17 protein-coding genes are annotated in these 23,827 nt (G+C 73.4%); 12 read left to right on the top strand and 5 right to left on the bottom strand.

Translation table 11 applies throughout. The annotated features are described in order from the left end of the window. The first annotated feature begins 198 nt into the window (after nucleotides 1-198). From B6R96_RS31370 to B6R96_RS31360, 3 genes are all read left to right on the top strand, one after another. Complete coding sequence (locus B6R96_RS31370; RefSeq protein WP_081525341.1) at nucleotides 199-1,290, top strand: WD40/YVTN/BNR-like repeat-containing protein; 1,092 nt, start codon at nucleotides 199-201, stop codon at nucleotides 1,288-1,290. Between the two features lie 11 nt (nucleotides 1,291-1,301). Continuing rightward, complete coding sequence (locus B6R96_RS31365; RefSeq protein WP_081524319.1) at nucleotides 1,302-1,988, top strand: uracil-DNA glycosylase; 687 nt, start codon at nucleotides 1,302-1,304, stop codon at nucleotides 1,986-1,988. 96 nt (nucleotides 1,989-2,084) lie between these two features. After that, nucleotides 2,085-2,999, top strand: a complete 915-nt coding sequence (locus tag B6R96_RS31360) for a sirohydrochlorin chelatase (protein WP_078626090.1) — start codon at nucleotides 2,085-2,087, stop codon at nucleotides 2,997-2,999. Between the two features lie 105 nt (nucleotides 3,000-3,104). Here the strand turns inward: B6R96_RS31360 and B6R96_RS31355 are convergent, their stop codons facing one another. The 3 genes from B6R96_RS31355 to B6R96_RS31345 form a co-directional block, all read right to left on the bottom strand. Beyond that, the gene (locus tag B6R96_RS31355; protein WP_081524318.1) at nucleotides 3,105-4,169 is read right to left on the bottom strand and encodes a lactonase family protein; all 1,065 of its coding nucleotides are present in this window, start codon (nucleotides 4,167-4,169) and stop codon (nucleotides 3,105-3,107) included. 54 nt (nucleotides 4,170-4,223) lie between these two features. Next, on the bottom strand, nucleotides 4,224-5,366 hold the full coding sequence (locus B6R96_RS31350; RefSeq protein ID WP_053701570.1) for a nitric oxide synthase oxygenase: 1,143 nt from the start codon (nucleotides 5,364-5,366) through the stop codon (nucleotides 4,224-4,226). A 229-nt stretch (nucleotides 5,367-5,595) separates the two neighbouring features. After that, the gene (locus B6R96_RS31345; protein ID WP_081524317.1) at nucleotides 5,596-6,195 is read right to left on the bottom strand and encodes a GNAT family N-acetyltransferase; all 600 of its coding nucleotides are present in this window, start codon (nucleotides 6,193-6,195) and stop codon (nucleotides 5,596-5,598) included. A 141-nt stretch (nucleotides 6,196-6,336) separates the two neighbouring features. Between B6R96_RS31345 and B6R96_RS31340 the strand changes: the two genes are divergently transcribed. Then, nucleotides 6,337-8,634, top strand: a complete 2,298-nt coding sequence (locus tag B6R96_RS31340) for a HelD family protein (protein WP_081524316.1) — start codon at nucleotides 6,337-6,339, stop codon at nucleotides 8,632-8,634. On the opposite strand, the gene B6R96_RS31335 is transcribed toward B6R96_RS31340, so the two are convergent. After that, nucleotides 8,624-10,117: an FUSC family protein gene (locus B6R96_RS31335; RefSeq protein WP_030384254.1), complete on the bottom strand. Its 1,494-nt coding sequence runs from the start codon at nucleotides 10,115-10,117 to the stop codon at nucleotides 8,624-8,626. The genes B6R96_RS31340 and B6R96_RS31335 overlap by 11 nt on opposite strands. Before the next feature lie 391 nt (nucleotides 10,118-10,508). On the opposite strand from B6R96_RS31335, the gene B6R96_RS31330 reads away from it, so the two are divergent. Next, entirely contained in the window at nucleotides 10,509-10,979 is a 471-nt protein-coding gene (locus B6R96_RS31330; protein ID WP_081524315.1) for a MarR family winged helix-turn-helix transcriptional regulator, read from the top strand. 160 nt (nucleotides 10,980-11,139) lie between these two features. Next, nucleotides 11,140-14,190 (top strand): AfsR/SARP family transcriptional regulator, encoded by a 3,051-nt coding sequence (locus B6R96_RS31325; protein ID WP_237291565.1) that lies wholly within the window; start codon nucleotides 11,140-11,142, stop codon nucleotides 14,188-14,190. An 89-nt stretch (nucleotides 14,191-14,279) separates the two neighbouring features. Here B6R96_RS31325 and B6R96_RS31320 read toward each other — a convergent pair whose 3' ends face one another. Continuing rightward, the gene (locus B6R96_RS31320; protein ID WP_030384251.1) at nucleotides 14,280-14,501 is read right to left on the bottom strand and encodes a hypothetical protein; all 222 of its coding nucleotides are present in this window, start codon (nucleotides 14,499-14,501) and stop codon (nucleotides 14,280-14,282) included. A 212-nt stretch (nucleotides 14,502-14,713) separates the two neighbouring features. Here B6R96_RS31320 and B6R96_RS31315 point away from each other — a divergent pair, with 212 nt between their 5' ends. The 6 genes from B6R96_RS31315 (at nucleotide 14,714) to B6R96_RS31290 (ending at nucleotide 23,803) form a co-directional block, all read left to right on the top strand. Next, nucleotides 14,714-16,573, top strand: a complete 1,860-nt coding sequence (locus tag B6R96_RS31315) for an AfsR/SARP family transcriptional regulator (RefSeq protein ID WP_237291564.1) — start codon at nucleotides 14,714-14,716, stop codon at nucleotides 16,571-16,573. Nucleotides 16,574-16,664: 91 nt separating this feature from the next. Continuing rightward, the gene (locus tag B6R96_RS31310) at nucleotides 16,665-20,027 is read left to right on the top strand and encodes a non-ribosomal peptide synthetase (protein ID WP_081524312.1); all 3,363 of its coding nucleotides are present in this window, start codon (nucleotides 16,665-16,667) and stop codon (nucleotides 20,025-20,027) included. Further along, entirely contained in the window at nucleotides 20,024-21,418 is a 1,395-nt protein-coding gene (glyA, locus tag B6R96_RS31305) for a serine hydroxymethyltransferase (RefSeq protein WP_081524311.1), read from the top strand. Before B6R96_RS31310 ends, glyA begins: the two co-directional genes overlap by 4 nt. Beyond that, nucleotides 21,415-22,128 carry a DUF2461 family protein gene (locus B6R96_RS31300; RefSeq protein ID WP_081524310.1) on the top strand — a complete coding sequence of 238 codons (714 nt, stop codon included), beginning with the start codon at nucleotides 21,415-21,417 and terminating at the stop codon, nucleotides 22,126-22,128. The genes glyA and B6R96_RS31300 overlap by 4 nt, the downstream gene beginning before the upstream one ends. Continuing rightward, the gene (locus tag B6R96_RS31295; protein ID WP_081524309.1) at nucleotides 22,125-23,195 is read left to right on the top strand and encodes a threonine aldolase family protein; all 1,071 of its coding nucleotides are present in this window, start codon (nucleotides 22,125-22,127) and stop codon (nucleotides 23,193-23,195) included. Before B6R96_RS31300 ends, B6R96_RS31295 begins: the two co-directional genes overlap by 4 nt. A gap of 26 nt (nucleotides 23,196-23,221) precedes the next feature. After that, nucleotides 23,222-23,803 carry a GNAT family N-acetyltransferase gene (locus tag B6R96_RS31290; protein ID WP_053171901.1) on the top strand — a complete coding sequence of 194 codons (582 nt, stop codon included), beginning with the start codon at nucleotides 23,222-23,224 and terminating at the stop codon, nucleotides 23,801-23,803. Nucleotides 23,804-23,827: the final 24 nt, after the last annotated feature.

Raw genomic sequence — 23,827 nt, 5'->3', positions numbered from 1 at the left:
TGACCTGAAGTCAATCCATTACGGACACCTGCATGCAAGCAACAATCATTTCGGGGCGGTAAATGATCGGTATTGATCTGGTAGTCGGCGGCCCCGCGCCGCCCGCCGGGCCACTGTCAGCGGGCGGGTGCAGACTGGTCCGCGAAGACGCTCCACAAGGAACGCCCGCCAGGACGACGAGGTCCGGAGGTGCCGGCCATGGCCGACGCGGTACTGCTCGTGGGAACCCGCAAGGGACTCTTCATCGGACGTCGCCGGGGCGGCGGACCGTGGGAGTTCGACGGACCCCATTTCAACGCCGAGGCCGTCTACGCCGTCGCCATCGACCGGCGCGGACCGGCGCCCCGGCTGCTGGTCGGCGGCGACAGCTCCCACTGGGGACCGTCCGTCTTCACCTCCGACGACCTCGGGGCGACCTGGCGGGAGCCCACCGCGCCCGCCGTGAAGTTCCCCAAGGACACCGGCGCCTCCCTGGAACGGGTCTGGCAGCTGCATCCGGCCGGCCCCGAGGCGCCCGACGTGGTGTACGCGGGGACGGAACCGGCCGCGCTCTTCCGCTCCACCGACCGGGGCGAGTCCTTCGAGCTGGTCCGCCCGCTGTGGGAGCACCCGAGCCGCGGCAAGTGGGAGCCGGGCGGTGGCGGCGAGGGGCTGCACACGGTGATCACCGACCCCCGCGACGCGGACGCGGTGACCGTGGCCGTCTCCACCGCCGGGGTGTTCCGGACCAAGGACGGCGGAGCCAGCTGGACCCCGTCCAACCAGGGGGTCTCGGCGGTGTTCCTGCCGGACCCGAACCCCGAGTTCGGCCAGTGCGTGCACAAGATCGCCCAGGACGCCGGGGACACGGACCGGCTGTACCTCCAGAACCACTGGGGCGTCTACCGCAGCGACGACGCGGGCGGCCGGTGGACCGACATCGGCGGCGGCCTGCCCTCCGACTTCGGCTTCGCGGTCGCGGCCCATCCGCACCGGCCGGACACCGCCTACGTCTTCCCGCTCAACGCCGACTCCGACCGGGTCCCGGCCGAGCACCGGTGCCGCGTCTTCCGCACCCGGGACGCCGGCGCCACCTGGGAACCGCTGACCCGCGGACTCCCCGCCGGCGACCACTACAGCACGGTGCTCCGGGACGCCCTGTGCACGGACGACGCGGACCCGGCGGGCATCTACTTCGGCAACCGCAACGGCGAGGTGTACGCGAGCCACGACGACGGCGAGAGCTGGCAACTGCTCGCCGAGCACCTGCCGGACGTACTGTGTGTACGGGCGGCCACGTTCGGCCAGTAGAGTGATCCACCGTGGCAGCACGACCGTTGAACGAGATCGTCGAGCCGGGCTGGGCCCGGGCTCTGGAGCCGGTGGCGGGGCAGATCGCCGCGATGGGCGACTTCCTGCGCGCCGAGATCGCGGCGGGGAGGACGTACGTACCGGCCGGGGCGAATGTGCTGCGCGCCTTCCAACAGCCCTTCGCCGAGGTCAAGGTACTGATCGTCGGACAGGACCCCTACCCCACCCCGGGGCACGCGGTGGGCCTGTCCTTCTCGGTCGCCCCCGACGTGCGGCCGGTACCGCCGAGCCTCGACAACATCTTCCTGGAGATGCACCGGGACCTCGGCACCGGACGCCCCGCGAACGGCGACCTCACCCCCTGGACCCGGCAGGGCGTCCTGCTGCTCAACAGGTCGCTCACCACCGCGCCCCGGCGCTCCAACGCGCACCAGGGCAAGGGCTGGGAGGCGGTCACCGACCAGGCCATCCGGGCCCTGGCCGCGCGCGGCACACCGCTGGTCTCCATCCTGTGGGGACGGGCCGCCCGCAACCTGCGGCCGCTGCTCGGTGAACTGCCCGTCGTGGAGTCCTCGCACCCCTCCCCCAAGTCCGCCGACTACGGCTTCTTCGGCTCCCGCCCGTTCAGCCGGACGAACGAACTGCTGGTGGGCCAGGGTTCACAGCCTGTGGACTGGCGCTTGCCGTCCGTCAGTTGAACGTATCTGATATTCACCGGATAAATACGGACAGATGCCTCGCGGGACGGCCCTGCCCGAACACCTTGTTCCGATAAGCCAGTAGCATGCGGCGCCATGAGCTCCCCCACTGGGCCCGCAAATGGCCTGCCCGTACGAATGCCGCGACCCCGCCAGACCGGACGGCACCGCCGGCCCGAGCCCGCGGTGGCGCCCGAGGGCGCGCCCGCGCTGGTGCTCGCCGTGCCCGGTGCCCCCTCGGCCGCCTCGCGAGGGCTCGCGGAAGAGATCATCAGCATCGGCCGCTCCGAGCTGCCGGGCCTCGACGCCCGGATCGGCTTCCTCGAGGGTGACGACGCCTCCGAGTTCCCGTCGCTGTCCGGCGTGCTGAGCGCCGTCGCGGGCGAGCGTGTCGCGCGCGCGGAGTTCGCCCGCGCGGCCGGCCACGAGGTGCCCGCGCCGACCGGCCCGGACGCCGTGGTCGTACCGCTGCTGGCCGGCCCCGACGCCGATCTGCTGCGCCGGATCCGCCAGGCGCTGATGGACTCCTCCGCCGCCGCCGAGCTGGCCGACGTACTCGGCCCGCACCCGCTGCTCGCCGAGGGCCTGCACGTGCGCCTGTCCGAGGCGGGCCTGGCCCGCGCCGACCGCGCCCGGCTCTTCACCGTGACCACCGCCGCCGACGGCATCGTCCTGGCCACCACCGGTGGCGAGGAGGCCGTACAGGCCGCCGGGATCACGGGCATGCTGCTGGCCGCCCGGCTCGCCGTGCCCGTCAAGGCCGCCGCCCTCGACCAGGAGGGCTCGGTGGCCGCGGTCGCCGAGCAGCTGCGCCGCGAGGGCTCCACGCTGCTCGCGCTCGCCCCCTACCTGATCGGCCCGGAGGCCGCCGACGGGCTGCTCGACACCGCCTGCAAGGAGGCCGACTGCGCCACCGCCGAGGTGCTCGGCGCCTACGGCGCGCTCGGCAAGCTGGCCGTCGCGCAGTACGCCGCGGCGCTGGGGATCGCCCAGGACGCCGCCGCACACTGACCCGCCCGTACGACCTGTACGACCTGTACGACGGAAAGGGCCCCCGGCGGCCACGGTCTCCCGTGGCCGCCGGGGGCCCTTTCCCCTGCCCGGGGGCGGATGCGCTCAGCCGAGCACCACGCAGGTGGCCGCGGGCACGGCCAGCGAGCCGGCCCGGTGCGGCTGCCCGGTCAGCGGGTCCACGTCGAACCAGGTGACGTCCCCCGAGCGTTCGTTGGCCGCGTACAGCCGGTACCCCGAGGGGTCGACGGCGAGGTCGCGCGGCCAGTGGCCGCCGCAGGACACGGTCCCGGTGAGCCGTGGCGCGCCGGGCCCGCCCGCGAGGGAGAGGGTGACGACCGTGTCGGCCCCGCGGACGGCCGCCCAGACGAACCGCCCGTCGGGTGAGGCGACGATCGCCGAGGGGTAGGCCCGCGCGGGCCCTGAGGCGCCCGCGGAGGCCACCGGAACCTCGCCGACCGGTTCCAGTTGCCCGGAGGTCCCGTTCCAGCGGCAGACGGTCACCTGCGGCTCCAGCTCGTGCAGTACGTACGCCAGCCCGCCCTCCGGATGGAAAGCGAGGTGGCGGGGGCCGGTCCCGGCGCGCAGCGCGGTCTCGCTGTGCACCCGCAGCGCCCCGGTGTCCGGGTCGTGCGCGCAGACCCGTACCGAGTCGGTGCCGAGGTCCACGCTGAGCACCCAGCGGCCGGTCGGGTCGGGCAGCACCTGGTGGGCGTGCGGACCCTCCTGCCGGCCGGCGTCGGGGCCGGAGCCCCGGTGGGACAGGACGTGGGAGGGCCCGCCGGGGGCTCCGTCGGAGGCGAGCGGGAGGCTGCTCACGCTGCCGGAGGTGTAGTTGGCGGTGAGCAGCCTGCGCCCGGCCAGGCTCAGGTGGGTGGGTCCGGAGCCCCCGACACGGACGGGCGCGCCGAGGGGGGCGAGGCCTGCGGCGGTGGTCCGGAAGGCGGCGACGGCGCCCCGCTCGGTCTCGTTGACCGCGTAGAGCACACCGGTGGAGGGGGCGAGGGCGAGGTAGGAGGGGTCCTCGGCGGCGGTGACCGAGAGCGGGGTGAGCGCTCCGGTCCTCGGATCGACGGCCGCGGTGGTGACACCGCGGCCTCCGGTCGAGGTGAACGAGCCGATGTAGGCCCGGCGTTCGCCGCTCCGGTCCGTGCTGTCCGCGCCGCTCACTGGAAACCCTCTCTCTGCCGTCGGATCCGTCCGGAGCCGACGGTAACAGAAGGTCTAGACCAAATCCCGCCCCTGGGCCCGCTCCTGCGCGCCGGGGTGGTGGACGTATGCGGTGCTGCTGGCGAGGTCCTCGTAGGTGCGGTGGAACACCGGGGTCGCGGAGCCGGAGATGGGCGGCACGATCCAGGACCAGTCGGCGCCCACCTCGCGCCCCTTGCGCTCCTCCCGCTCCATGTGGGACAGGAAGCGCCGCGACTCGGTGTGATGGTCGGCGATGGTGACGCCGGCGCGGTCGAAGGAGTGCAGGACCGCCCGGTTGAGCTCGACGAGCGCGCGGTCCTTCCAGAGCGAGCGGTCGCTGGAGGTGTCCAGACCGAGGCGGCGGGCGACCGCGGGAAGGAGGTTGTACCGGTCGGTGTCGGCGAGGTTGCGCGCGCCGATCTCGGTACCCATGTACCAGCCGTTGAAGGGTGCGGCCGGGTAGTGGATGCCGCCGATCTCCAGGCACATGTTGGAGATGGCGGGTACGGCGTGCCAGCGCAGCCCCCAGTCCGACCAGCCGTCGCCGTCGCCGTCGGGGTGGTCGATCGGCACCTCGAGGACGGCGTCCGCGGGGGTGTCGAACCAGCGGGGTTTGTCGTCGACGCCCTGCACCACCAGCGGCAGGAGGTCGAAGGGGGTGCCGGCGCCGCCGGACCAGCCGAGCCGGAGCAGGGCCTCGGTGAGCGGGGCGTTGCGGGCATCGCCGACGGTTATGGAGGGGTGGTCCCCGTATCCCGCGTACCGGATCAACTGCTCGCTCCAGATCAGCGGGCCGGGGCGGTCCGGGGCGTCCGGGGCGAAGACCGTGATCGTGGGTCTGACCCTGCCCCCGTTCGTCGCCTCGCGCAGGTGCTCGAAGCACTCGGCGGCGATGTCGTCGGCGTCGGTGAGCCCGCGGCGGTCGCGGACCCGCAGCGAGTTCCAGTAGAGGCGGCCTATACAGCGGTTGCTGTTGCGCCAGGCGACTCGGGCCCCGTGGACCAGCTCCGCGGGGGTGTGCACATAGCTGCCGGTCTCGGCGAGTTCGGCGCGCACGGCGGCGAGCCGGGCGCGCGGATCTCCGGCGTCCGCGTTCTCCCTGTGGAAGAGTCGGATGAACTCCTCGGCCGCTTCCCACACCTGAGCGGTGGTGGAGCGCTGTTGAAGAATTTCCATTCCGGGCCGTTACCCCCTGTCCGAGCAGATCCACCCTGTACATGCCGCATGAATGTGCAATAAACAATTACCCGTTGTACATGTCGCAGGTCAGCGCGGGGTGGTCGGCGGGCACGGAGCACTCCTCCGGGTGATCCCTCATGAATCGGGCTGCGGCAGGACGCTCGGGGGCGTACGATCCGGCGCAATCCGGGAGTTGGCCGTGCGCCGGGACGGCGCGCCAGCGCGCTCAGCGGCAGGGACGGCTCATGTAGAGCGCCTGCTCGCCCGCCGCGGGCGTGCCGCCGTACAGGGCGGTGTCGAGACCGCAGAAGGTGAACCCCATGCGCCGGTAGGCGTGCACGGCCGGGGCGTTGACCGAGCTGACCTCCAACCACAGGTGCTCCGCGCCCCGTTCCCGGGCGAACCGCTCCGCGCACTCCATCAGCGCGCGGCCGATGCCGCGGCCCCGGTGGCCGGGAGCGACCTCGATGTCCTCGATCGTCAGCCGCCGGTTCCAGGCGGCGAACCCGACGGCGGCGAACCCGCACAGCAGCTCGCCGTCGAGGGCCACGAAGGTCCGGGCGTCGGCCTCGGAGTCCTTCCCGCCGCCGAAGACCTGCTCGTCGTGCTCCTCCGGCGGGAACGACTTGTGCACGGGCGGGTCCACCGGGACCTCGTGCAGCAGGAAGCCGAAGCCTGCGCCGGCGTCCGGGCCGGGGCCGCTCACCTCGAAGACCGTGGCGGTGGTGAAGGAGCTGTCCAGGGCCTCGATGGCGCCCGCGTCCTCGGGGCGGGCGAGGCGGTAGACGATTCCGTCGGCGGCGGCCGGGCCGTGTGCGGTGGTCATGAGATCCACCGTACGCAAAAAATCCCCCGGCCGAATTGGCTGCCGAGGGAGGAGAGAGCGTATATTTATTGATTCACGACTTCGCTCAGAACGAAGCCGTGAAGAAGCTTACGAGGACACTGTATCGCGGCAGGAGTGCAATTGTCAACCGAGGAATTCCGGAAAGAGCAGCAATTCGTCACCGACCTCTATACGCGCCTCGACGGCCTGCGTGACCAGGCCGAACGTGCGGTCGAAGGAGCGCTGCGCGATGTCGGGACCGGGTTTCAGGCTCGGCTGGAGCGGGATGTCCTGGTCGCCGAGCAGTCCGGGCTGCTTTCCGCTCTGAATGCGGGCGAGAACGGCCTCTGTTTCGGCCGTCTGGAGTTCTCCGACGGCCGGGACCACCACATAGGCCGGCTCGGAATCCGGGCGGACGACGCGGACCGCACGCCGCTGGTCCTGGACTGGCGCGCCGAGGTGGCCCGCCCCTTCTACCTCGCCACCGGGCACACCCCCATGGGGCTGCGCCGCCGCCGGCACATCAGCAGCCGCGGGCGGGTGGTCACCGCCCTGCACGACGAGATCCTCGACCTGACCGACGCGGAGCGCACCGGGCACGAGGGCGCGGACGCGGACGCCGTGCTGCTCGCCGCGCTCGACGCCGCCCGGACCGGCCGCATGCACGACATCGTGCGGACCATCCAGGCCGAGCAGGACCGGATCATCCGCTCCACGCACCGCGGGGTGCTGGTCGTCGAGGGCGGTCCCGGTACCGGCAAGACCGCCGTCGCGCTGCACCGCGCCGCCTACCTGCTGTACGCCCACCGGGAGCTGCTCGCCAAGCGCGGGGTGCTGATCGTCGGACCGGGCCCGGCCTTCCTGGGCTACATCGGCGGGGTGCTCCCGGCGCTCGGCGAGACGGGCGTCCTGCTGGCCACCCCGGGGGAGCTCTTCCCCGGGGTGCACGCCACCGGCGCCGACCGCCCCGGGGCCGCCGCGGTGAAGGGCCGGGCCTCGATGGCGGAGGTCCTCGCCCGGGTGGTGGCGGACCGGCAGCGCCTGCCGGAGACGGTGCCGGCGGACACCGGCGAGGAGTACGACACGGTGCCCGAGCCGGCGCTGGAGATCGACCACGAGGAGTACGGGACCCTGCTGCTGGACCGGACCATGGCGTACGGGGCGCGGGACCGGGCACGGGCCACCGGCCTGCCGCACAACCAGGCGCGCCCCTCCTTCGCCTTCCCGATCATCGACGCGCTGACCGCGCAGCTCGCCGACCGGCTGGGCGCCGATCCGTACGGCGGGCCGAACCTGCTGGGCCCGGACGACGTGGCCCAGCTCGGCAAGGAGATCGCGACGAGCGCCGCCGTGCACGCGGCGATCGACTCGCTGTGGCCCTCCCTCACCCCCGAGCGGCTGATCAGCGACTTCCTGGCGGACCCGACGCACCTGCCCGCGCACGAGGCCGACCTGATCCGCCGCGCGCCCTCGGCCCGGCCCGACTGGACCCCGGCCGACGTACCCCTCCTGGACGAGGCGGCCGAGCTGCTCGGTGAGGACGACAGTGCCCGGCGAGCCGCCGAGGAGCGGGACCGGCAGCGGCGCATCGCCTACGCGCAGGGCGTGCTGGACCTGTCCGAGGGCTCGCAGTCGTACGAGTTCGAGGACGAGGAGAACGAGTTCCTCGCGGCCCACGACATCATCGACGCGGAGCGGATGGCCGAGCGCCACGAGGAGGCCGACCACCGCAGCACGGCCGAGCGGGCGGCGGGCGACCGCACCTGGGCCTTCGGCCACGTCATCGTGGACGAGGCGCAGGAACTGTCGGCGATGGCCTGGCGGCTGCTGATGCGGCGCTGCCCGACCCGGTCGATGACGCTGGTCGGCGATCCGGCGCAGACGGCCGACGAGGCGGGCTGCGGCTCGTGGCAGGGCATCCTCACGCCGTACGTGGGCGAGCGCTGGGAGCTGGTCCGGCTGGGGGTCAACTACCGCACCCCGGCCGAGATCATGGAGGTGGCGGCCGCCGTACTGCGGATGCGCGATCCCGGTTTCGAGCCGCCGCGTTCGGTTCGGTCCACCGGGGTGCGGCCGTGGGCCCTGGCGGCCGACGACCTGGCGGGGGCGACCCGGGAGGCCGTGGCGCGGGAGCTGCCGGCCGAGGGGCGGCTCGCGGTGATCGCGCCGCGGGCGCGGCACGCGGCCCTGGCCGCCGTACTGCCCGGGGTCCGGGCGGGCGCCGAGCCGGACCTGACGCGGGAGGTGGTCCTGCTGGACCCGCGCCAGGCCAAGGGGCTGGAGTTCGACACGGTGATCGTGGTGGAGCCGGACGAGCTGCGGCCGAGCGACCTGTACGTGGCGCTGACCCGGGCCACCCAGGCCCTCGGCGTGGTGCACACCGCCGGCCGGCTGCCGGCGGGGCTGGCGGACGCGCGGGGCGAGCTGCTCAGGCGCTGATGACGAGCGGTGCCCGGGGGTCGGTGCGCAGCGGCGTGGCGAGGGCCACGAGGGTGTGCTCCAGGCCGTGGAGGTGGGCGAGGGCCGGCTCCGCGGCGGCGGGCCGGGGGTGCGGGACGGTCGCGGGTCCGGGGGTGCCGTGCGGGGCGGTCAGGGCCTCCACCGCGGCCTCCACGCGCCAGCAGGCGGCGGCCAGCCGGGCGTCGTGGGAGGCCTGCGGGTCGGCGGCGACCACGACGAGCCCGCGCACGTCCCGGGCGCAGTCGTCGAGCAGGGCGAGCACCTGCCGGGCGCGGGCCTTGCGGGCGCGCAGCGGGCTCAGGGGGTGGACGAGCGGCGCGAGGGCCATGCGGACCCGGGCCAGCAGCAGTTCCAGCTCGGCGGCGTGCGGGGCGGGGTCGGCGTCCGGGTCGCCGGCGAGGCGTTCCAGGGCGGCCGCGGTGGAGGCCCGTACGCAGTGCAGGGCGCGCTGGATCCAGGCGTCGTTGGCGGCGTGGGTGGTGACCGGGAGGATGAGCACGACGGCGAGGGCGGCGCCTATCGCGCCGATCGCGGTCTCCTGGAAGCGCAGGAGCAGCAGTCCGGGGTGCAGGACGCCGAGCAGGCCGTAGAGCAGGCCGGCCATGACGGTGACGAAGAACATCATCCACGAGTACGAGGGCGCGGCCGTGTAGAAGATCCCGAAGACGCATACGGCGACCAGTGCGGCGGTGGGCACCGGTGCGCCGTGCAGCGGTACGGCGATCAGCAGGCCGGCGGCGATGCCGACGACGGTGCCGAGGACCCGGCGGAAGCCCCGTACGAGGGTCTCGCCCCGGGAGGCGGTGTTCACGAAGATCCACCAGGAGGTGCCGACGGCCCAGTACCAGCGGTCGTCGGAGAGCGCCTGGCCGATGCCGAGCGCGAAGGCGCAGGCGGCGGTGGCCTGGAAGGCCTGCCGGGTGGTGGGCCGTGCGAGCCCGGTCCCGGGCAGTCCGGGCGGGGCGGCGGCGGGCGGGGTGCGCCGCTCGATGGGCCACAGCAGGAAGCGCACGGCCCCGGAGGCGACGAGCGCCAGCCCGACCGCGGCGTACAGCTCGGGCAGCTGCCCGGGTACGGCGTGCAGGAACTGGGTGACGAAGAACATCATGAAGCCGAAGATCCCGAGGGCGTGTCCGCGGGGGCCGAAGCGGCGGGCGTACACCCCGGCGAACACGACGGCGAGGAAGGCGGCGTCGCGGGCGAGCGGGATCCCGTGCAGGGTGGTGGCGAGGGCCAGGACGGGGAATCCGGCGACGGGCAGCAGGGCGGTGGTGAGGCGCTGGGCGCGGACGTCCGCGTCGAGCACGGTGAAGAGGGCGAGCAGGGCTGCCAGTCCCCCGGTGATGGAGGCGGTCAGGGAGAGACCGCACACCTCGGCGAGCGCGACGGCGGCGGCGACGCCGATCACGGCGCGGGCCGAGTTCCTGAGTCTCATACGCCCCGGATCCGGAGCCACGAACATCCTCTTCACGGCGGTGTGCCGCCCCCCTTGCAGTGCTGCGCGCCGGCCGTCTCCGCCCGGGGGTGGTGGGCGGCGCACGGGCACGGCGAAGGCGCCGCGCTCCGGAACCGGCCTCGTTGCCGTCCGGCGCTGCGCGGCGCCGTAAGTACATGGATACGACACAGATAAGCACCTGGAGGCCCACTGGCTCAACCGGACCCTTCGAGACTGTGCCATTGGTACAGCGGTGGAGCGGACATGTCGGCCATGGGCCGACCATCGGACCACCCCAGACGGCAGCGGCCCGCCGGCCGGGTCCGGCCGGGTCGCGCCCGCGGCGACGACTCTCGTCGGCGTGACCACGCGCTGTTATCGTGCAGCGACCCGCGGGGCGTACGGAAGGGGACCGACGTTGACGCGCAAGGGGGAGTCCGGGGAGGCCGAGGCCTTCAGCCGCGCCGCCGTGGCGGTCTTCCGGCTGAACGGCCGGTTCACCGCGGCCCTCGATCGGCTCGCGCTCGTGTTCGGCCTGAGCGCCGCACGGTGGCAGATACTGAGCACGGTGACGGGGGAATCACTGTCCGTGTCCGAGGTCGCCCGGCGGGTGGGGACCACCCGGCAGAGCGTGCAGCGCATAGCGGACCTCCTGGTGCAGCAGGGGCTCGCCGTCTACCTGGACAATCCGGCGCACCGGCGGGCGAAGCTGCTCACCGCCACCGAGCAGGGAGTCGCCGCGAAACGGGAGATCGACTCCTGCCTCGCCGAGCTGGCCCGGCAGTTGTGCGAGCACCTCGGCGGCGAGGACGAGGTGCACCGTACGGCCGAGGTCCTGCGGGGTCTGTCCGGCGCGTTGTCGTCGATCGGATCCGGCAACTCTGCGTGAATGCCTTGCACGTGTCCGCCGCTATACGGACAAGCTGGCCTGAAACTGACCGCATTTTTCCAAAGAGTTGACTGCACCGAGGAATGCTCTTTGCGGTACCGTTCGCGCCTGACGCGGGGTTTCAAGGCCGGGGGACCTTTTGAATCGGTTTGTCTTCAGAGTGCTGGGGCCGCTGGTCGTCCAGACCGATGACGGTCCGCTGCGCATCAATGGCCGGCGCCAGGGCACCGTCCTCGCGATGCTGGTCCTCTATGCCGACCGGATCGTTTCGGTCGACACCCTGGTGGACGCCGTCTGGCCGGAATCTCCTCCGGCGACGGCGCGCAACCAGATCGCCATCTGCATGGCCACCCTGCGCAAGACCTTCAAACAGGCCGGGGTGACCGATCTGCTGATCACCTCTCCCCCGGGCTACCTGCTGGCCAAGGGCGAGCACCGGATCGACGTCCAGGAGTTCATGGAGCGGGCCGAGCAGGGCCGGGACGCCGCCCGGCACGGACGGACCGAAGAGGCCTGCACGCACTTCGAGGAGGCCCTGAGCATCTGGCGGGGTTCCGCACTGGACGAGCCGTCCGGCTCCCGGCTGGAGGCGGAGACCACCCGGCTGGAGCAGATGCGGCTCGCACTGGTGGAGGAACGCGCCGGGCTGATGCTCCAGTTGGGCCGGCACCGCGCGCTCACCGGTGAACTCACCGAGCTGGTGGCCCGGCACCCGCTGCGCGAGCAGTGCCGCGAACACCTCATGCTGGCCCTGTACCGGTCGGGGCAGCGGGCCGAGGCCCTCGAAGTGTTCCTCCAGGGGCGCCGGTTACTCACCGAGCAGCTCGGGATCGAACCGGGTCCCGGACTGCGGCAGCTGCACGACCTGATCCTGCGCGACTCCCCCGAACTGACCCGGCCCCCCGCCGTGGCGGCCCCCGCGCCCGCGGCCCTGAACACCATCCCGGCGCAACTGCCCGCCGACGTCATGGCGTTCACCGGCCGGCAGCGGGAGATGACCTCCCTGGACAGGCTCCTGAAGGAGCCCTACAACCCGCACACCCCGGCGCTGGCGACCATCGTCGGCGTGGGCGGCGTGGGCAAGACCGCCCTCGCGGTGCACTGGGCGAGCCAGGTCGCCGACCAGTTCCCGGACGGCCAGCTCTTCGCCGACCTGCGCGGCTACGACGAGGAGCACGCGCCGGTGTCCCCCGCCGCCGTGCTCGACCGGTTCCTGCGCGCCCTCGGCATCGGCGCGCCGCAGATCCCGCCGGACGCCGACGAGCGGGCCTCGCTGTTCCGGAGCCTGCTCAGCACCCGCAAGACACTGATCGTGCTGGACAACGTACGTTCCTTCCACCAGCTCAGACCCCTGCTCCCGGGGGGCGGCCGCAGCGTGGTGCTGGCCACCAGCCGGGAGAGCCTGGGCGACCTGACCGGGGACTACACGGCCCTGACCATCCGGCTGCGGATGCTGGAGCCGACCGAGGCGACGGCCCTGCTCATCAAGCTCGCCGGGGCCGACCGCTTCGGCAGCGACCCGGTGGCGGTGGAACAACTCGGCGCACTGTGCGACTGCCTCCCGCTCGCACTGCGGATCGCCGGGGCGCGCCTGGCGGCCAAACCGGGCCTGAGCGTACGGAGCCTGGTGGCGCGGCTGCGCGACCACCGGTCCCGGCTCGACGTACTGAGCCCGGGCGAGGGCGGGGTGCGGGCCGGCTTCCGGCTCACCTACCGGGACCTGGCCCCCGAGGCGGCGCGCATGTACCGCAGGCTCGGGCTGCTGCGCACGGCGGACTTCGCCGCGTGGGCGGGAGCGGCCGTACTGGACACGGACGTCTGGCACGCCGAGGAGCTGATCGACCACCTCGTCGACGCGCAGCTGCTGGAGGTCGCCGACGCGGAGCCGGGGCGGGTCACCCGTTACCGGTTCCAGGACCTGCTGCGGCTCTTCGCCCGTGAGCGGGCGGAGTCCGACGAGCCCGAGGGCGAGACCGACGCCGCGCTGGACCGGGCCTTCGCGGCCTGGGTCTGGCTGGCGGAGGAGGCGCACCGGCGGATCGACGGCCGGGAGTTCCCGGTGGGCCGGGACCCCGCGCCGGCACCCCACTTCCTGGTGGAGCCGGCCGACGAGCTGCTGGCCGCGCCGATGGACTGGTTCGAGTCGGAGCGCACGGCGGTGGCGGACCTGGTGGGCCACGCGGCGGAGACCGGGCGGGCCCGGTACGCGTGGACCCTGACCGAGAGCACGGTCCCGCACTTCGAGACGAAGAACTACCTCGAGGACTGGCAGCGTTGCGCCGAGCTGGCGCTGGCCTCGGCCCGGCGCACCGGCGACCAGCCGGGCGAGGCGACGATGCTGCGGCTGCTGGGCTCGCTGGCGATCTACCAGCGGCGGTACGAGCAGGCCGAGGGCTGGAACATGGCCGCGCTGCGGCTGCTGCGCAACACCGGGGACGTGGGCGGGGCGGCGCTCGCCCAGCGGAACCTGGCCATGTGCGCGCGGTTCCAGGGTGATTGGGAGCGGGCCCTGGAGTTCTGCGAGGCGGCGCTCGCCGGTTTCCACGCGTCGGGAGACATCGGGAACGAGGCCCATCTGCTGGGTTTCCAGGCGCAGATCGAGCTGGACCGGGGCAACATGGGTGGCGCGCTGCCCCTCGCGGAGAGGGCGGTGGCGCTGAGCCGGCGTACCGGATCGGTACGGGCCGAGGCGCAGAGCGTGTACCGGCTGGCCGAGGTGCGGCTGCGGGCGGGGGACCTGGGCGAGGCCGCGGAGGCCTTCGACGCGGTACTGCGGCTGACCCGCGGCGAGGGCGACCGGGTCGGGGAGGCGCATGCGCTGCGGGGACTGGGCCAGACGCAGTGGAGCCAGGGCCTGCTGTCAGCGGCGGGGGGAACGCTGCAGCAGGCCCTGGAGATCACGGAGGAGCTGGCGGATCGTTTCCTGTATGCCCGCGTGGAGACCGATCTCGGATGTGTGGAGGCGATCGGCGGCCGCCTGACACAGGCGGCGGAGAGGTTCCGGCGGGCACGGGCCGCGTTCGGGGAGGTCGGCGCGCAGCCGTGGCGGGCGCAGGCGGCCAGGCTGCTGGCCGCGGTCCAGAGCGCGGCGGGCGAGCCGGGTGGTGGGGGCCGGCCGGTCGCCGGGGGCGCCGTGGGCTCCGCCGAGCCGCCGCATCGTTCCTTCACGGCGGCGGAGTTGACCGTACTGCTGACGCGTCCGGAGGACTAGGCCCAAGGGCTCCGCCGAAGGACTGGGCCGGAGAGACGGCCCGGTGGGGATTCCGCTGGGTGCGGCGCGTCGGGAGGTGCGGGGGCGGGTCAGCCCCAGGGCATGTCCCCGTTCGTACCGGGGGTGCCGGGCTGCGGGGGGACCACCGGCTGGACGATGCCCCAGGGCATGTCGTCCGCCTGCGTGGTCACCCTCGTGTCCGTCAGCACGGCCGACGTTCCCCCCGTACCCACGAACACTCCGGCAAGAACGACCAGGCAGGCCGCCGCCGTCTTCGTGTTCGCCGTCTTCGCCGTCCGCGTGCTGCGCATCTGGGAATCCCCTCTCGGTGGATCATCGCTGCCGCTCGCTGCGGCATGAATGGAACAGTAGGGACGCCTCCTTTTTCTTCTGTGTTCCATCGATTTCGTGACCCCGGCCGCCCTCGAAATCGCCACGATATCGAGGAGACAACGCACTCCACTAGCTTCGTTCAGAGATTCTTCTCCATGAATCACGGATGGGGCGGTAGATGGAATTCCGAGTGCTCGGGCCAGTCGAGGTACGGCGGGACGGCCGCCGGGTCGCGATCTCCGGGGCGAAGCTGCACACCGTGCTCGCGGCGCTCCTCGTGGCACGTGAAGAGGTGATCTCCGACGAACGGCTGTGCCGGCTGCTGTGGGGCTGGGCTCCGCCGGCCACCGTCAGCGCACAGCTCTACACCTATGTTTCCCGCTTGCGCAAGATTCTCGGCGACGATGTTCTGATCGATCGTAGGCCGCCCGGATATGCCATGAGCATCGGTAATGCGACCCTCGACCTGACGGAATTCGAGAAGCTGGCACTCAGTGGTCGTGAGGCATTGATCGCGGAGGACTTCGAAAAGGCCGGTGAGCTGCTGCGCGGCGCCCTGGCCCGGTGGAACGGACAGCCCTTCGCCAACGCCACGGAATACCTCGCCGACGCCGAGGCGCCCCGGCTGACCGAGGCCCGGGCGGTCACCCTGGAGCACCGCATCGCCGCGGACCTCGCGCTGGGCCGGCACGAGCAACTCACCGGTGAACTCACGGGCCTCGTCGCCGAGTTCCCGCTGCGCGAGCGCATCCGGTGCCAGCTGATGACCGCGCTGTGCCGCTCCGGGCGGCAGGCGGACGCCATCCACCTCTACCACCACGGCCGGGCGGTGCTCGCCGACGAGCTGGGCGTGAACCCGGGCGAGGAGCTGCGGGCCACCTACCGGGCGCTGCTGGAGGGCACGCTCGACCGGCAGCCGCGCCCCGCCGCCGTGGTGGTGTCCGGTGGCCGGCGGGAGGGCCCGGAGCGTACGGCCGGCGCCCCGGCCATGCTGCCGCCCGACACGGTGGACTTCACGGGCCGGGAGCCCGAGCTGGAGCTGCTGTGCCGCGCGCTGGCCCCCGACGGGCAGGGCTCCGGCCGGCCCCGCCGGGTCCTGGTCACCGGCATGGCCGGGCTCGGCAAGACGGCCCTCGCGGTGCATGCCGCCCACCGCTGCCAGCGGCACTTCCCCGACGGGCAGTTGTACGCCGACCTGCGCGCCCCGGACGGAACGCCCCGGCACCCCACCCGGGTGCTGCGCCGGCTGCTGCGCGCGCTGGGACCTGCGGAGGAGGTACCGGCCACCGAGGACCAGGACCAGCTGGTGCGGCTCTACCGGGAGCGGACCCGGGGCCGGCAGCTGCTGATCGTGCTGGACAACGCCTCCGGGGCCGCCCAGCTGGGTCCGCTGCTGCCCAACACCCCGGAGCCGGCGGTCCTGGTCACCGGGCGGACGGCGCTGCCCACCGTGGCGGGGGCGCACACCGTGGCCCTGGCGCCCCTCGCGCCCCGGGACTCGCTGGAGCTGCTCTCGGCCGCGGCCGGTCCCGCCCGGGTGGCCGCCGCGCCCGGCGCTGCGTCCGCGATCGTCGAGCACTGTGCCGGTCTGCCCCTGGCCCTGCGGATCGTCGGGACCCGGATCGCCGCGCGGCCGCACTCCACCCCGGACCGGCTCGCCCGCAGACTGGCCGATCCCGTCACCCGGCTGCGGGAGCTGCACTCGGGGGACCTGGACGTGCACACCTCGCTGCTGCCGTCCTGGCGGGCACTGGACCCCGAGGTGCGGGCGGTGTTCCCGGCGCTGGCCGCGCTCGGCCCGCAGCCGTTCCCCGCGGCGGACGCGGCGATGGCGCTGGGCCTGCCGGAGGCCGAGGCCGAGCGGCTGCTGGAGGCGCTGGCCGACGCGGCCCTCCTGGAGGTCAGCGGCGCGGACGAGTGGGGCCAGCCCTGCTACCTGTTCCACCCGCTCGTACGGCTCTTCGCGCTCTCCCTGGCCGAGGGGGCCGCGCCCGACTGCGCACCCGCCGCCCGTACGGAACATAACCGGCGGCTAACCCACCGCCCCTAGCCTCGCCCTGCCCCGCAGCAGGGCGCTCCGGCCCGTATCGACCCCAGGCACGCACAAGCCACCGGCCCGTAACACCGAATGGAGTTGGACCATGACCGAGCTCCTGCCCGCTCGCGCGGACAGTGCCGCGTCCTTCCCGATGACCGAGACGCAGCAGGCACTGATGATCGGGCGAGGTGAAGCAGTCGAACTGGGCGGTATCGGCTGCTACGGATACTTCGAATGGGAGCGCCCGGACCTCGACCCCGAGCGTTTCGCCGCCGCCTGGCGCAAGGTGGTCGCCCGTCACGACATGCTCCGCGCGATCGGCCGTACCGACGGCACCCAGTGGGTGCCGGCCGACCCGCTGCCCTTCTCGATACCGGTCGAGGACCTGCGCGGCCTGTCCGAGGACGCCGCGGGCGAACGGCTCGCCGCGCTGCGCGACGAGATGAGCCACGTGGTCTTCCCGGTGGGCAGCTGGCCGCTGTTCGACCTGCGGATCATCCGGCTGGGCGGTCCGCGCGACCTGGGCCGGGTCCACCTCGGCATCGACCTCCAGGTGCTGGACGCCTCCAGCGCCTTCCAGGTGCTCTTCCCCGAGCTGGTCGACCTCTACGAGAACCCGGACGCCGAACTCCCCGCGCCCGGTATCGGCTTCGCCGAGTACGCCCGCTGGCGCGCCGACGCCCTGCCGCACACCGAGGCCTTCCGCACCGCCCGCGACTACTGGGTGGAGCGGCTGCCCACGCTGCCGCCGGCCCCCTCGCTGCCGACGGGCGGCGCCGGCGACGCCGGGCGCGAGGTGCGCTTCGACCGGCGCGAACACCGTCTGTCCCCCGCGGACTGGCAGTTGTTCTCGGCCCGGGCCCACGAGGCGGGGCTGACGCCGTCGGTCCTGCTCACCGCGGCCTTCGCCGAGGTGGTCCGGTGCTGGGCGGAGGAGTCGGACTTCACCATCAACTACCCGATCTTCCAGCGTCCGGCGGTGCACCCCGACATCACCGGTGTGCTCGGCGACTTCACGAATGCCGTGATGCTCGCCGCCGACGGTTCGGGCGCGACCTTCCTGGACCGGGCGCACGCCCTGCGCGACCAGCTCGCCCGCGACGCGGAGCACGGCGCCTTCAACGGCGTGCGGGTGCTGCGCGAGCTGACGCGGCTGCACGGGGTGGGCGCGCAGGCCGGCATGCCGGTCGTCGTCACCAGCCTGCTCGACTACCCGGTGCGCCGTCCCGTCACCGACCTGGGCCGGGAGGTGTACTCGATCTCCCAGACCCCGCAGGTCTCGCTCGACGTGCAGCTGCGCGAGCTGGCCGGTGAGCTGCGCGTCATCTGGGACTTCGTCGACGGGGCGTTCGCGCCCGGCTTCGTCGACGCCGCCTTCGGCGTGTACGTGGACCTGCTGGAGCGGATCACGCGGGACCCGGAGTCCCTGCACGCCCGGCGCTTCGACCTGATCCCGGCGGCCGAGCGGACGCTGCGCCGCGAGGTCAACGACACCGCCGGGCAGATCCCGTACACCACCCTCCACGAGCTGTTCGCCCGGCAGGCCGAGCTCACGCCCGGCGCCGAGGCCGTGGTGGACGCCACCGGGCGGCGCCTGAGCTACGCCGAACTGGCCTCGTACGCCTGGCGGATCGGGCACACGCTGCGGGAGCACGGGGCGGCACCGGGTGAGCTGGTGGCCGTCGTGATGGAGAAGGGCTGGGAGCAGTACGCCGCGGTGTACGGGATCCTCGCCTCCGGCGCCGCCTACCTGCCGCTGGACCCGTCCGTGCCGGCGGAGCGGCTGCGCCGGCTGCTCGCCGAGGCCAAGGTGGACCGGATCCTGACCCAGTCCCGGCTGGACTCCCGGATCAGCTGGCCCCCCACGGCCCGCCGCTACCGGGTGGACAAGGACTTCGAGTCCGGCACGGACACCCGGCCCGGCACGGCGCAGACCCCGGCGGACCTCGCGTACACCATCTTCACCTCGGGTTCGACGGGTGAGCCCAAGGGCGTGATGGTCGACCACATCGGTGTGGTCAACCTGATCCGCGACGTCGCCGAGCGCTTCGAAGTGGGCGCCCGGGACCGGCTGCTGGCCATCTCCGGGCTGCACTTCGACGCCTCGATCTACGACGTGTTCGGGGTTTTGACGCAGGGCGGGACCGTGGTGCTGCCGCCGCCGTTCGAGCACGCCGAGCCCGATGTGTGGGCCGATCTGGTGCGGGCGGAGCAGGTCACGCTGTGGAACTCCGTGCCCGTCCTGATGGAACTGCTCGTCGGTGAGGCCGAGGTGCGCGAGCGCCGCGGCGGCGGCCGGCCGCTGGAGTCGCTGCGGCTGTCGGTACTCTCCGGAGACTGGATCCCGCTCACGCTGCCGGACCGGCTGCGGGCGCAGAGCCCGCGGATCCAGGTGGTGGGTTCGGGCGGTCCGACCGAGACGATCTGCTGGTCGCTGTTCCAGCCGATCGGCGAGGTCGACCCGTCCTGGACGAGCATCCCGTACGGCAGGCCGATCACCAACCAGCGCTACTACATCGTCGACCCGGCCGGCTACGAGCGCCCGCTCGGGGTGGTCGGCGAGATGGCCGTGGCCAGCGACGTCGGGCTCGCACTGGGCTACTGGAACGACGCGGAGCGCACCGCGAACCGCTTCGTGCACCTCCCGGAGAGCGGCGAACGCGCCTATCTGACCGGTGACCTGGGGCGGTATCTGCCCGACGGCAGCATCGAGATCCTCGGCCGGGACGACTTCCAGGTGAAGATCCAGGGCCACCGGATCGAGCTGGGCGAGATCGAGGCCGTCCTGCGCCAGGACCCCGAGGTCGAGGCGGCCGTGGTGGTGGCCCCGGCCAGTGCCCACGGGGTGCGCCGGCTGCACGCCTTCGTCGTGGCCGCCGCCGACGCGGCGGGGCCGGTGCTGGAGCGGCTCGCCGCGCAGCTTCCCGGCTCCATGGTGCCGGCCGCGCTGACCGTGCTGGAGGAGCTGCCGCTGACCCGCAACGGCAAGGTCGACCGGCTGCTGCTGGCCTCCTCCGCGGGGCGGCAGCAGTCCGCCGACGAGGAGGCCGTGCGGGAGGCCGGGGACGGGCCGGGCAGTGCGCTGGAGTTGGTGCTGTGCGCGGCGGTCGCCGACATCCTCGGCCTGGACGCGGTGGCGCCCGGCGACAACTTCTTCAGCCTGGGCGGCGATTCGCTCAGCGGTACCCGGCTGGCCGGCCTGCTCAAGGAGCTGCTGGGGGTGCCGGTGCCCGTCAAGACCGTGTTCCAGAACCCGCTGCTCTCCGAGCTGGCCGAGAAGATCGCCGCGGACGAGCAGCACGGCGCGGAGGCGGTCGCCGCCGCGGAGGCCTTCGGCGAGCTGGAGGCCGACGGGACGGATGCGCCGGACGTGGACGCAGACGCGGACGTGGACGCAGACGCGGACGTGGACGCGGTCCGGAACAGCAAGGTCAGCACGGACGATTCCGAGAGGGGACAGTCATGAGTCTCACCCTGCCCGCGCCCGTCACCGAGCCGGAGCTGCCCGCGGCACCGGGCACCGGACCCGCGCCCGCGCCCGACCTGGTCGATTTCGCCGGGCACGCCACGACGCGGCTCAGAGAGCGCGACGCCACGCTGTACGCGCTGCTGGCCAGGGAGTCGGCGCGCCAGCGCGACACCCTGATGATGGTCGCGGCGTCCAGCGTCGCGGATCCCTCCGTACTGGCCTGCGAGGGCAGCACGCTCGGCAACCTGACCGCCGAGGGCTTCCCCGGGAACCGCTACCACGCGGGCTGCGGCGTCGCCGACGAGATCGAGCGCCTCGCGATCGACCGGGCGTGCGCGGCGTTCGGGGCCCAGGACGCGATCGTGCAGCCGCACTCCGGCTCCTCCGCGAACCTCGCCGTGATCACGGCGCTGCTCGGCCCGGGCGACAGCCTGCTCGGCCTGGACCTGGACTGCGGCGGCCACCTCACCCACGGCTCCCCCGCCTCGGTGACCGGCCGGTACTACCGCGCCCACGGCTACCGGGTGACGCCGGAGGGGCTGCTCGACTACGACCAGATCCGCGAGCTGGCCCTGGAGCACCGGCCGAAGCTGATCGTCTGCGGGGCGAGCGCCTACCCCCGCAGCATCGACTTCGCCCGCTTCCGGGAGATCGCGGACGAGGCCAACGCCTATCTGCTGGCCGACATCTCGCACATCGCGGGGCTGGTCGCCGCCGGCCTCCACCAGAGCCCCGTCGACCACGCCCATGTGACGACCACCAGCACCTACAAGCAGCTGTACGGCCCGCGCGGCGGGCTGATCCTGCTCGGCCGCGATGCCCGCAAGGCCGGGCCCGAGCGCGGCACCCTGGCCGCGACCCTGCGCCGCGCCGTGTTCCCCTTCACCCAGGGCACCCCCGACCTGGCGTCGGTGGCGGCCAAGGCGCGCGCCCTGGACTTCGTGGCGAGCCCCGACTTCGCCGAGCTCGCCAAGCGGCTCGCCGACGGCGCGCAGGCGATCGCCGAGCGCCTCTCGGACCGGGGGTTCCGGCTGGTCACCGGCGGTACGGACACCCACATGGTGCTGCTCGACCTGCGCGGCAGCGGCGTCACCGGGGACATCGCCGAACAGGCCCTGGAGGCCTGCGGGATCGTCGTCAACCGCAACCGGGTCCCGGGCGACACCACGCCGGTCCGGGTGACCGGCGGACTGCGGCTCGGCACCAACACGCTGGCCGCGCGCGGCATGGACCACGCGGTGGCCGCCGAGTGCGCCGACCTGGTCGCCGACGTCCTCGTGGCGCTGCGCGCGCAGGGCGGCGTACTGCCGGACGCACTGCGCGACCGGGTGCGCACCCGGGTCTCCGAACTGTGCGCCGCCCACCCCCTGCCGGGGTATCTGCCGTGACCTTCAGCGGCTTCCCGCCCTCGGCACTGCGCCTGTACGGGGACCTCGCGGCCGACAACAGCAAGGAGGCGTGGCGACTGCGCCACCGCGAGCGGTACGAGCGCGACGTACGTGCGCCGATGGACGAGCTGGCCGCTGAACTGAGCACGTATGTCAAGGAGTCGGGCTTCAGGGAGTCGACCGGGTCGGGCGGGCCGGGCGGGGTGCAGGTGCTCGGCCCGGTCCGGGACACCCGGATGTCCCACGACAAGTCGCCGTACAAGACCTACCAGGGCGCCTATCTGGACCTGCTGCCCTGTCTGGGCCTGTGGGTCCACCTGGACCGGCACGGCCTGTACGCCTCCGGGCGGTGGTACCCGTACGCCGGGGCCGAGGTCGCCCGCTACCGCGCCGCCGTCGAGCAGGAGGACGGCGGCGCGGAGCTGGCCGCGATCGCGGGCCGGCTGGAGGCCCAGGGGTTCGTCCTGGGCGGCGACCGGCTCAGGTCCCGGCCGCGGGGGGTCCCGGCGGACCATCCGCGGCTGGGGCTGCTGCGCCACCGCAAGATCGACGCGGGCCGCCGCTACGGACCGGACGCGGGCCTGCACACGGCGCGCGCCGGGGAACTGGTGCGGGAGACCTGGCAGGCGGTGCGCCCCCTGTTGGACTGGATGGCGGCCCGCGAACTCACCCCACAGCCCCGCGAGCGAGGAGTTGACGTACCGTCATGAGCATCGGGAGTTCCGAGACCGCCGACCTGCGCAGCGACACGGTGACCCGGCCGGGTCCCGGGATGCGGGCGGCGATGGCCGCCGCGGAGGTCGGCGACGACCTGTTCGGGGAGGATCCGACCGTCCGCGCGCTGGAGGACCGGCTCGCCGGGATGTTCGGCTTCTCCGGCGCCCTGTTCACCCCGTCCGGGGTGATGGCCAACCAGATCGCCCTCCAGCTCCTCGTCGGCCCCGGCGAGGAGCTGGTGTGCGATGCCGAGGCGCACGTCCTGGCGCACGAGGAGGCCTCCCCGGCCCGCTACGGCGGGATCCAGACCCGCACGGTGTCGGCCGAGCGGGGGGTGATCACCGCGGAGCTGCTGGCCGGGGTGGTCCGGCGGGGGAACCCGTACACGCTCGGCACCCGCGCGGTGGAGGTCGAGCAGACCCACACCCGGGCCGGCGGTACGGTCCACCCCCTGGAGACGCTGCGCGCCGTACGGGAACTGACGGCCGGCGCGGGCCTGGCCGTGCACATGGACGGCGCCCGGATCTGGAACGCGATGGCCGCGACGGGAACGGCGGCGCGGGAGTACGGGGAGACCGCCGACTCGCTGTCCGTGTGCCTGTCGAAGGGGCTGGGCGCGCCCGTCGGGTCGGTCCTCCTGCTGCCGGTCGAACAGCTGTCGCGGGCCCGGAAGTTGCGGCACGGCCTGGGCGGCGGGATGCGCCAGTCGGGCATCCTGGCGGCTGCGGGACTGTACGCGCTGGACCACCACGTGGAGCGGATCGCCGAGGACCACGCCCACGCCGCTCTGCTGGCGGCGGGCCTGCGGGACGCGGGGTTCACCGTGCGCCCGCCGGAGACCAACATCGTCATCGTCGAGGTGGCCCGGGCCGACGAGGTCGTCGCACGGGCCGCGCAGGAGGGAGTACTGGTGACCGCGCCCGGCCCGGAGACGGTCCGGCTGGTCACTCATCTGGACGCAGGGCACAAGGTGTGCCGGCGCGCCCTGGACGTGCTGGCGGCCGTGATGACCGACGTCGTCACCGGGGTGCGGAACACCGCGCCCGCGGGACACCTGTAAGCAGCGGAAGAGAGCGAAGTAGCAGCATGAGCTTAGAAGTACGGCCCGCCACGGCGGATCTGTGGGACGACATCCAGCAGGTGCTCCAGCCCAAGAAGAGCGCGCACACCTGCTGGTGCATGGCGTGGCGGCTGTCCACGGGAGACTACGGGCGGCTGAGCGCCGACGAGCGCGGCGAGCACCTGCGCGGCCTGATGGAGAAGGCCGATCCGCCGCCCGGGGTGCTGGGGTTCCTCGACGGCGAGGTGGCCGGCTGGTGCAACGTGGCGCCGCGCCGCCAACTCGACCGGCTGACCTCCTCGAAGACGATCACGCCGGTGGACGATCTGCCCGTGTGGTCGGTGACCTGCTTCGTGGTACGCAAGGAGTACCGCGGCAAGGGGGTCGCCTCCGGTCTGCTGGAGGGTGCCGTCGAGCACGCGCGCGCCAACGGCGCGCCCGCCGTCGAGGGGTATCCGGTGGACCCGGAGGGCGGCCGGGTGAACCCGACCCTCGCCTATGTCGGGACGATGGACATGTTCGAGCGGGCCGGCTTCCGCCGGGTCCACCGCACCGAGGCCAAGAGCGACAAGCGCCACCGCTGGGTCATGCGCCGCGACCTGGTCTGACGGCCGCGGCCGGAACGCAGAAGG

The sequence above is a fragment of the Streptomyces sp. Sge12 genome (assembly GCF_002080455.1).
Classification (GTDB): domain Bacteria; phylum Actinomycetota; class Actinomycetes; order Streptomycetales; family Streptomycetaceae; genus Streptomyces.
Note: the sequence above shows the minus strand (reverse complement) of the source record. Positions and strands in the feature narration are given on the sequence as shown.

Bases quoted from the DNA above. Each gene is read 5' to 3' on its own strand.
- glyA (WP_081524311.1), top strand. From the start codon at position 20,024: ATGAGTCTCACCCTGCCCGCGCCCGTCACCGAGCCGGAGCTGCCCGCG.
- B6R96_RS31295 (WP_081524309.1), top strand. From the start codon at position 22,125: ATGAGCATCGGGAGTTCCGAGACCGCCGACCTGCGCAGCGACACGGTG.
- B6R96_RS31290 (WP_053171901.1), top strand. From the start codon at position 23,222: ATGAGCTTAGAAGTACGGCCCGCCACGGCGGATCTGTGGGACGACATC.
- B6R96_RS31350 (WP_053701570.1), bottom strand. From the start codon at position 5,366: ATGGAAATTCTTCAACAGCGCTCCACCACCGCTCAGGTGTGGGAAGCG.
- B6R96_RS31345 (WP_081524317.1), bottom strand. From the start codon at position 6,195: ATGACCACCGCACACGGCCCGGCCGCCGCCGACGGAATCGTCTACCGC.
- B6R96_RS31320 (WP_030384251.1), bottom strand. From the start codon at position 14,501: ATGCGCAGCACGCGGACGGCGAAGACGGCGAACACGAAGACGGCGGCG.
- B6R96_RS31335 (WP_030384254.1), bottom strand. From the start codon at position 10,117: ATGTTCGTGGCTCCGGATCCGGGGCGTATGAGACTCAGGAACTCGGCC.
- B6R96_RS31360 (WP_078626090.1), top strand. From the start codon at position 2,085: ATGAGCTCCCCCACTGGGCCCGCAAATGGCCTGCCCGTACGAATGCCG.
- B6R96_RS31370 (WP_081525341.1), top strand. From the start codon at position 199: ATGGCCGACGCGGTACTGCTCGTGGGAACCCGCAAGGGACTCTTCATC.
- B6R96_RS31310 (WP_081524312.1), top strand. From the start codon at position 16,665: ATGACCGAGCTCCTGCCCGCTCGCGCGGACAGTGCCGCGTCCTTCCCG.